The organism is Pseudomonas sp. Sample_16, from assembly GCF_004307665.1.
In the GTDB taxonomy this organism is placed as follows: Bacteria; Pseudomonadota; Gammaproteobacteria; order Pseudomonadales; family Pseudomonadaceae; genus Aquipseudomonas.
On the sequence record NZ_RCOB01000044.1, the window covers coordinates 18,847 to 28,167 of the forward strand.

6 protein-coding genes and 1 pseudogene are annotated in these 9,321 nt (G+C 63.0%); all 7 read right to left on the minus strand.

Annotated elements, in window-relative coordinates; genetic code table 11:
* Positions 1-158: 158 nt before the first annotated feature.
* The gene (gene atzF, locus D8U69_RS06145) at positions 159-1,937 is read right to left on the minus strand and encodes an allophanate hydrolase (protein WP_130906934.1); all 1,779 of its coding nucleotides are present in this window, start codon (positions 1,935-1,937) and stop codon (positions 159-161) included.
* 25 nt (positions 1,938-1,962) lie between these two features.
* Positions 1,963-5,562, minus strand: coding sequence for an urea carboxylase (uca, locus tag D8U69_RS06150; RefSeq protein ID WP_130906935.1), 3,600 nt, complete (start codon positions 5,560-5,562; stop codon positions 1,963-1,965).
* Between the two features lie 280 nt (positions 5,563-5,842).
* Positions 5,843-6,484 carry an urea amidolyase associated protein UAAP2 gene (locus D8U69_RS06160; protein ID WP_130906103.1) on the minus strand — a complete coding sequence of 214 codons (642 nt, stop codon included), beginning with the start codon at positions 6,482-6,484 and terminating at the stop codon, positions 5,843-5,845.
* An 11-nt stretch (positions 6,485-6,495) separates the two neighbouring features.
* Entirely contained in the window at positions 6,496-7,221 is a 726-nt protein-coding gene (locus D8U69_RS06165; RefSeq protein WP_130906936.1) for an urea amidolyase associated protein UAAP1, read from the minus strand.
* A gap of 12 nt (positions 7,222-7,233) precedes the next feature.
* Entirely contained in the window at positions 7,234-8,022 is a 789-nt protein-coding gene (locus D8U69_RS06170; protein ID WP_130906937.1) for an ABC transporter ATP-binding protein, read from the minus strand.
* On the minus strand, positions 8,019-8,834 hold the full coding sequence (locus D8U69_RS06175) for an ABC transporter permease (RefSeq protein ID WP_056856036.1): 816 nt from the start codon (positions 8,832-8,834) through the stop codon (positions 8,019-8,021). The genes D8U69_RS06170 and D8U69_RS06175 overlap by 4 nt, the downstream gene beginning before the upstream one ends.
* Positions 8,835-8,849: 15 nt before the next feature.
* Positions 8,850-9,321: pseudogene (locus tag D8U69_RS06180) on the minus strand (lipid kinase); the annotation flags it as partial.

Consider the following 9,321-nt stretch of genomic DNA (forward strand, 5'->3'; position numbering starts at 1 on the left):
CTCCATGTACGCCGCGAATGGTCGTTCCCACACAGTTGGAGGGTTTGATCGTTCCCACGCTCCGCGTGGGAACGCCGCCAGGGACGCTCCGCGTCCCTTCGCCCCGGTGTCGCGGAGCGTCACAGGAGCGTTCCCACGCAGAGCGTGGGAACGATCAGTCAGGCGAGGGTTTTCAGGTAGGCACGCCAGCCGCCCAGGTGGCTGATATTCACCGCCCCTTCCAGTCCATACGATTCGCAGATAAACCCGCTCTCCCAACGCCCGTCTGCCAGCTGCACCTTGCCCAATCCCAGCGGTGCGGGAATCCCGATCAGGAATGAGCCAAGTTCACTGCTCGGCAATTCCCACACTTCGACGGCGATGGCCACGCCACCTTCCTTCACCCGAACCATGCCCGGACGAAACGGCGGGCCACCGGCCAGGGCGTAGAGTTGATAGTCGGGTGAGCTGGTCGTCGTTTCCACCCATCGAGCGCCGCGCTGCTTGAGCTGCCAGTTCAGCGCCAGCCCGTCCAGGTGTGCGCCGCAGACCACCAGCCGCGCACGATCATTGCGCGCCACAGATGTCGGAGCAGGGGCAGACAAACCCTGCTGGCGCTGCAAACCAGCGGCCACGCTCAACAGGTATTGATCGGTAAACGCCCGACCAAACAGTGTCACACCCCAAGGCAAACCGTTGCCCATGAAAGCGCTGGGCACGGCCACAGCGGCGTAGTCCAACAGGTTCATGAAATTGGTGTAGTAGCCCAATTCGGAATTACGCTGGACTGGTTCGGCGGCGAGTTCTGCCAGTGTGACCGGGCGGCCGATGGTTGGCGTGATCACGCAGTCGAGATTTTCCAGCGCCTTGTCGCACAGGGCTTTCAACGCTTGCAGACGGTATTGGGCGCGGAAGGTTTGCACGCCACTGACAGCCGGGGCCTTGGCCAGCACGGCGCGGATCACCGGCAACACGGCCTCGGGATTTTGCGCCATCAACTCGCCGGCCACGCTGTAGCGCTCAGCCACCCAGGGGCCTTCATACAACAGGCGCGCGGCTTCAAGGAAGGGCGACAGGTCGAGCTCAACGGCTTCACCGCCCAATGCCTTGAGCTGATCGATGGCCTCGGCGAACAGCACCGGCCCCTCGGTGCAGCCGAAGAACTCCAGGTCTTGCGCCCGCGGCACACCAAAGCGGAACGGACGCACGACACCAAACGCCGAGCCGTCATTCCACAGTGGGTTGCTGCGGCTGTACTCATCCCTTGGGTCGAGTCGGGCGGTCAATGCCAGCAACTGACTGGCTTCGCGGGCGGTCGCGGTAAACGTGGTCACGCAGTCCAGCGTACGACAGGCCGGCACTACCCCGGCGGTGGAGATCAGGCCCTTGGTGGCTTTCATCCCGACCAGATTGTTCAGCGCCGCCGGGACGCGTCCGGAGCCTGCGGTGTCGGTGCCCAAGGCAAAACTCGCGACACCGAGCGCTACTGCCAACGAAGAACCGGCACTGGAACCGCCCGACGGATATTCCGGCAACACGCTGTTCGGGCACGCGCCATAGGGCGAACGACTGCCGTTGAGGCCGGTAGCGAATTGATCGAGATTGGTCTTGCCCAGCGGCACCGCGCCCAGCGCCAGCAGTTGTTCGACGATAGTGGCCGAACGTTGCGGTACGTAGGCAAAGGCCGGGCAAGCCGCCGTGGTCGGAACGCCCGCCAGATCAATATTGTCTTTGATCGCGAACGGCACGCCGTACAGCGGCAGGCTGTCGATTTCTCGACCGTCGAGCGCGGCTAGATAGGGTTCCAGTTCTTCGACACTCAGCAAGTGGATGAACAGGTGGTAGTCCGGGTTCAGCGCTGCGGCTTTGTCCCGCAGGCTCAGCAGCAATTGCCGAGGTGTGGTGCTGCCGTCGCGGTAGGCGTTGCGCAGGGCGTCGAGTTGCAGATTGATGTTCATGGTGTGCGTCCTTTTCAAAATGGGTTCAGTCGAGTGCCAGCACCACGACGCGCTGTCCGGCGCGCACCGCCGAACCCGGTTGCACGCGGATCTCGCGCACCACGCCGGCCATCGGGGCGAGCAGGGGGATTTCCATCTTCATCGACTCCAGAATCACCAGCACATCGCCGGCTGCGACACGGCTGTCGGTTTCCACCTGAACCTGCCAGAGGTTGCCCGCGATGTGGCTGTCGACGCTCAGTTGGCCATCGCCCAGCGGTGCGTCTTCGATCACTTGCGGGGCCAGTTCCTCGCTGTCGAAATGCGCCTGGCCGCTGGCGATCCAGCGCTCGCGTTCGGCATTGAAGGCGGCTTGTTGCTGGTCGCGAAAAGCGTTGATGGTCTCGGCTTCCTGTGCCAGAAACGCCTGGTAATCCGCCAGGTTCAGCTGGCTGTGTTCGATGTTCAGATCGAAGCGCCCGAGAGGGAAATCCCGGCGAATGCGCAGCAGTTCATCGGCGCTGACCGGGTAGAAACGGATCTGGTCGAAGAAGCGCAGCAGCCACGGTTTGCTGTCGAACGCGGCGACCTCGCGGTAGCGGTTCCACATCTGCAACGTGCGCCCGACGAACTGATAACCACCGGGGCCTTCCATGCCGTAAACGCACATGTAGGCGCCGCCGATACCCACCGAGTTCTCGGCGGTCCAGGTACGGGCCGGGTTGTACTTGGTGGTGACCAGGCGATGGCGCGGATCGAGCGGGGTGGCGACCGGTGCGCCGAGGTAAACGTCGCCCAGGCCCATCACCAGATAGCTGGCGTCGAACACCGTGCGTTGCACTTCATCGAGGTTCGGCAGGTCGTTGATACGGCGGATGAACTCCAGATTGCTCGGGCACCACGGCGCGTCCTTGCGCACGGTGGTCATGTACTTCTCGATCGCCAACTGGCACGCCGGGTCGTCCCAGGACAGCGGCAGATGGACGATGCGCGACGGCACTTGCAGGTCCTTGGCGGCGCACACCGCGTCCCATTCACCGGCGACGATGCCGAGCAGGTCGGACAGCGGCAGTTGTTCGGGTTGATAGTGGATTTGCAGGGAACGGATGCCGGGTGTCAGGTCGATCACACCGTGCAAGTCTTGGCTTTCCAGCGCCTGCATCAAGGCGTGGGCGCGGAAACGCAGGACGAGGTCGAGTTCGGGGGCGCCGATCTCAAGCAGCAAATGCGTGTCGCCCGACAAACGCGCGACCAGTCGGGTATCGTCCTGGCCAAGATCCAACACCACTGGCGACACAAGACCCTGTGGGAGCACTTGGCCTGTGGCGAGCGAGCTTGCTCCCTCGCCACAAAGGCTTTGTGTTGCCAATTGACGGGCGGTCTTGAGGTCGACGGGTAGAAACTGCACCTTGTCCCCAGCCTTCAATTGCCCCAACTGCCAAAGATCGGCCTCGATCACCGTCACCGGGCAAACAAACCCACCGAGGCTCGGGCCATCCGGGCCGAGGATCACCGGCATGTCTCCGGTGAAATCCACCGCACCGATGGCGTAGGGATTGTCGTGAATGTTCGACGGGTGCAGACCCGCCTCGCCACCGTCGGCCCGCACCCATTGTGGCTTCGGCCCGATCAGGCGCACGCCGGTGCGGCTGGAATTGAAATGCACTTCCCACTGCGTAGCGAAGAAGGTCTCGATGTAGTTCTCGGTGAAATATTCCGGGGCTCCGTGGGGGCCGTAGATCACACGGATCTGTCGCACGGCTGGCAACGCGGTGACGAGTTCCTCAGTCAGTTGGCGACCGACGCTGAGGTCGCTCAGTGCCGGAACATGCAACACGTCACCGGCCCGCAGGGCACGACCGCCATGGCCGCCGAACTGGCCGAGGGTGAAGGTGCTTTTGCTGCCCAGATAATCCGGCACTTGCAGGCCGCCGCGCAGGCACAGGTAGCTGCGGGCACCGGCGCCGGTGATGGTGCCGAGACTTAAAGTCGCCCCTGCGGGGATCAGCAACGCCGTGTTCATCGGTACGCTTTCGCCGTTCAACGCCAATGGAATCACAGCCCCGGTCACGGCGATCACGGCTGCGCAGTTGAAGCGCAGCAACGGCCCGCTCATGGTGATTTCCAGTGCCGCCGCGCCTTCGTCGTTGCCCAGCAAACGGTTGCCCAGACGCAATGCGCGACTGTCCATCGGCCCCGACGGCGGTACGCCGACAGCCCAGTAGCCGAGGCGGCCGGGATAGTCCTGGACACTGGTCTGGGTGCCGGCGCTGATGACTTCGAAAGTGTTGGCCTGATAAACCAGGCTTTCCAGGCAACGGGTCCATGGCTGGCCGCTGGCGAAGGGGGTATCGAGCAGAATCTGCCGCAGATAATCGCGGTTGGTCTCCACGCCATACAGTTGGCTTTCGCCGAGGGCTTGATGCAAATCGGCACGGGCTTCTTCGCGAGTCGGCGCCCAACTGATGACCTTGGCGATCATCGGGTCAAAGTAGGGCGGGATCTCGCACCCGGCCTCGACCCACGTGTCGATGCGCAGTTGTATGCCGTTGGCCGAAGGGAAATCCACCGCAGTGAGCAAGCCCGGGCTCGGCTGGAAATCCCGTCCCGGATCTTCCGCATACAGCCGCGCCTGGATCGCGTGACCCTCAGGTTTCAAGCCGCGCATCAGCTCGCTCAACGGCGGTAAATCACCGGCCGCCAGTTGCACCATCCAACGCACCAGATCGACGCCCCACACCTGTTCAGTGACGCCATGCTCTACCTGCAAGCGAGTATTCACTTCCAGGAAATAGAAGCGTTGGGCGTCGCTGTCGAAGACGAATTCCACGGTGCCGGCGCTGCGGTAACTCACTGCTTTGGCCAGTTTGATCGCGGCGGCACAGAGTTCATCGGCCATGCCGTCCGGCAGGTTCGGTGCCGGGGTTTCTTCGAGGACTTTCTGGTTGCGCCGCTGTACCGAGCAGTCACGTACACCGAGGGCGATCACTTCACCACAACCATCGCCGAACACTTGCACTTCCAAGTGGCGGGCACGCTGGATGTACTTCTCGATGAACACACCGGCATCGCTGAAATTGTTCTGCCCCAGGCGTTTGACCGCTTCGAAGGACTCGCTCAACTCGGCTGCACTGCGGCACACCCGCATGCCGATGCCGCCACCGCCGGCGGTGCTTTTGAGCATCACCGGGTAGCCGACCTGTTCACCGGCGAGCAGGGCGGCGTCGAGGCTGTCGAGCAGTTCGGTGCCTTCGAGCATCGGCACGCCGTGTTGTCTGGCCAGTGCACGGGCGGTGTGCTTGAGGCCGAACACCCGCAGTTGCTCTGGCGTCGGGCCGATGAAGGCGATGTCGGCGGCTGCGCAGGCTTCGGCGAACGCAGCGTTTTCCGACAGAAAGCCATAGCCGGGATGGATCGCCGTGGCGCCCGTGGATTTGGCGATGGCGAGGATTTTGTCGACCGCCAGATACGTGCCGGCGGCGGCACCTTCGCCGAGGCTGTGGGCCTCATTGGCTTGCAGGATGTGCAGGCTGGCTGCATCGGCTTCGGAGTAAACGGCAACGCCCTGGACGTGCAGTTCGCGCAGGGTACGCAGGATGCGGCAGGCAATGGCGCCACGGTTGGCGATCAGGACTTTTTCGAACATGGCATAACCCCTGAAGGGGATGCGGGCCGTCCCGCAGTTTTTCGATAAGCGCCGAGGTCGTCCCCAGCGGCAGAATCAATTCTCTTCAGACCACCACCGACTCCTGTGGGAGCTGGCTTGCCAGCGATAGCGATGGGTCAGTCGCCATCAATGTGCAATGTGTTGGCCTCATCGCGGGCAAGCCCGCTCCCACAGGGTTAGCGGTGGTCTGGAGATTTCAGGCACTGCCCGGAACGGGCCTGGCACAGGGCAAACAACCAACGGCGCAACCGCGAAAATTTCAGTTCCATACCAGCAGCTCCGCAGGGGTCGGGTTGTAGGCGTTGCACGGGTTGTTCAGTTGCGGGCAGTTGGAGATCAGCACGATCACGTCCATCTCGGCACGCAGATCGACGTATTTGCCTGGTGCGGAAATCCCGTCTTCGAAGGTCAGCCCGCCGTCGGCGGTGACCGGTACATTCATGAAGAAATTGATGTTCGGCCCGATGTCGCCCTTGCCCAGTCGTCCGTCGTGGACGCAGGCGCGCAGGTAGTTGTCGCGGCAGCTGTGCATGTAGCGTTTTTCCAGGGCGTAACGCACGGTGTTGCTCTCTTGTGCACACGCGCCGCCGAGGGTGTCATGACGCCCGCAGGTGTCGGCGACGATGGTCAGCATCGGCTTGCCGAGGTTGGAATACAGCACGCTGCCGGTACTCAGGTACACGCTGTTCTGCCGGCGCAGGGTGCGCTGTACGTCGTAGCGTTCCCTGGGGTTGGCAACGCTGTAGAACAGAGTATCGACCGCCTGGTTGCCTTCGAGGTCGAGAATGCGCAAGGTCTGGCCGGCCTTGACCTCCATCAGCCAGGGTTCACCGGCGGGGATGGTGGCGCGGTAGATCGCGTTTTCCGGCTGCTTTTCAGTGTTGATGAGAGCGAGTGACATGGCAGCGATCCTCAGGCAAACAAACGGTCGGTGTTGATGAAGCCGCGCTCGTTTTCCGGGCGCGAGGTGCGGCAGTGTTCGGCGACGCTGGGATCGGCGTTCATCCAGCTGAGCTTCAGTGGTTTCGGTGCGTACTCGGGCGAAGGGTCCATCGGATGTTGCAGCGCGGTGAGCACCACCAGCGTGTCCATCGGTGCGTACAACTCGATGTAATCGCCGGCCCTGGAATTGCCCTCGACAAAGTGGAAGCGCCCGCCGTCATCGACGTTGACGCGACTGAACAGGTTGAGGGTCATCAGCAAGTCCGACAGGCCCAGACCCCATTTGCCCAGTTCCACCAACAGGTTGTCGGTGCCGTTACGGAAGAAGCCATTGCGCAGTTCCTGGTAGCGCCCGGCGCCGTATTTTTCCGCGACTTCTTCAGCACAGAGAACGCCGCCGAGACTGTCGCTCCAGCCGCAGGTGTCGGCGGTGATGGCGGCCAGCACGCGGCCCATGTCCGAATACAGGCAATGACCGGCGGTGAGCTTGGCGGTGTGCTGGCATTTGAGGCTGTCGGGCAGATTCAGGCGCTCGGTTTTTTCGTTGGCGTTGAGCAGCGTCAGGCTGACGTTGGCGCCGCCGCGAAGGTCGGTCAGGCGCAGCAGTTGGCCACGCTTCAGGACGAAGGAGCGATGGCCGCCACCGGGGAGCATTTCTTCGGCGAAGGGCGGGAACAGTTGGGTCGAATCAGTCATGCGGAAGTCCTCTCAAGCGGTTCGAAGCGCGCTTGCCAGTTGCATCGGCAAGGCATCGACGGCGGCACGGGTGGTGCGGCGGTCAGTGTTCAAAGGGATGTCGTAGGTGATGCGGGCGCCATAAGCGCCTGGGGCATGCGGATCGAGGCGGACCTTGTCGAAGACCAGCAAGCGGGTGCCGAGGCTGAAGCCTTCGCTCAGGTCGTGGGTGACCATGAACACGGTCAGTTGCGTTTCCCGCCACAGCTCCAGCAGCAAGGCGTGCATGTCTTTGCGGATGCCCGGATCGAGTGCGCCGAAGGGTTCGTCGAGCAGCAACACCCGGGGCTTCATGATCAGCGCTTGGGCGATGGCCAGGCGTTGCTGCATGCCACCGGAGAGCTGCGCCGGGTACTTGTCCAGCGAGTGCCCGAGACCAACTTTGTGCAACAGCACGGCGGCTTGCTCGCGGGCAGCCTTTTTGGCGCTGCCGAACAAACGCCCCAGCAAGGGCGAGCGGGGCAGTTCGAGGCCGAGAGCGACGTTGTCCAGCACGCTCAAGTGTGGGAACACCGAGTAGCGCTGGAACACCACGCCACGGCTGACATCCGGCTCACCGGCCAAGGCCTGGCCATCCAGCAGGATTTCGCCGCGACTGGCTTTTTCCTGGCCGAGCAGCAAGCGCAGGAACGTCGATTTACCGCAACCGGACGCGCCGACCAACGTGCAGAACTCACCCTCACTGACGCTCAGGTTCAGGCCTTCGAGCACCACCTGATCGGCGTATTGCTGCCAGACATTTTTAACCGTGATGAAGCTCATGCGCGCGCTCCTTCGTACCAGGGGAAAGCGCGTTGGGTCAGGCGTTTCAGAGCCCAGTCCATCAGCCAGGCGAGCAGGGTGATCCACACCACGTAGGGCAGGATCACGTCCATTGCCAGGTAGCGGCGCACCAGGAAAATCCGGTAGCCCAGACCGTCGGTGGAAGCGATGGCTTCGGCCGCAATCAGGAACAGCCACGCCGAACCGAGCATCAAGCGCAACGAGATCAGCAGCCGTGGCAGCAATTGCGGCAGTACCACTCGCAGCATCAAGGTCCAGGTTGAAGCGCCGAGGGTCTGGGCCTTGATCAGCAGTTCCACGGGGATTTCCCGGGCGCGTTGTTCCAGGTCCCGGGCCAGTGCCGGGGTGATGCCGATCACGATCAGCATCACTTTCGACAACTCGCCCAAGCCGAAAACGATGAACAGGATCGGCAGGATCGCCAGCGGTGGCACCATCGACAACACCGTCAGCAATGGCGACAACGGCGCCCCGAACAGCGGCAGGGTGCCCGCCGCGATGCCCAGGCACAGCGCGGCCACGGCGCTGATGCCAAGGCCGATGGCCAGTCGTCGCAGGCTGGAGGCGGTGTCTTGCCACAGCAGGTAGTCGCCGGTGCGGCTGTCAGCGGCGAAGGCCAGGCGTTTTACCGCGTCGGTCATTTGCACGGCGCTGGGCAGCAGCTTGTCATTGGGGTTGTCCGCCAGTCGCTCGGCCGACCCCATGAAGTAGGCGAACAGCACCAGGGCGAATGGCAGGATCACCAGCAACAGGCGACTCGGGCGATCCGGGTGACGATTGATCAGGCGCATGGCCAAGTCCTCTTTTTACAACTTGGCGTCGGCGGCCATCTGCACGTAGCTGGGGTCGAAACGCAGCTTGAGGTTGCCCTTGTCGCCGCTGGTCACGCCATTGGCGAAGGCCATGCCGACCGCGCTGGTGTCCTTGGCGCCTTCACCCAGCAAGCCGTGCTGGAAGGAGAACTCGGCGACCTTGCGCATGGTTTCCGGCAGTTGCTTGCTGGTGCTGAAGGCCAGGGCTTCTTGCGGGGTGGCGAACAATTTGGTGGTGTCCAGTTGCGCCTGGAAACCCGCAAGGTCGGTGCCCGAAGCCTTGGCCATGTGCTCAAGGGCAGCCTTGCCGGCGGCGTTTTTCGCGTTCATCAGCTCGACCACTTCGAACCAGGCGCCGGTCAGGGCTTTGCCCAAGGCCGGGTTGTCTTTGAGGGTGGCGCTGTTGACCACCATCATGTCCATGATTTCCCCGGGGATCTGGCTGGAGTTGAAGACTTCGGTCACC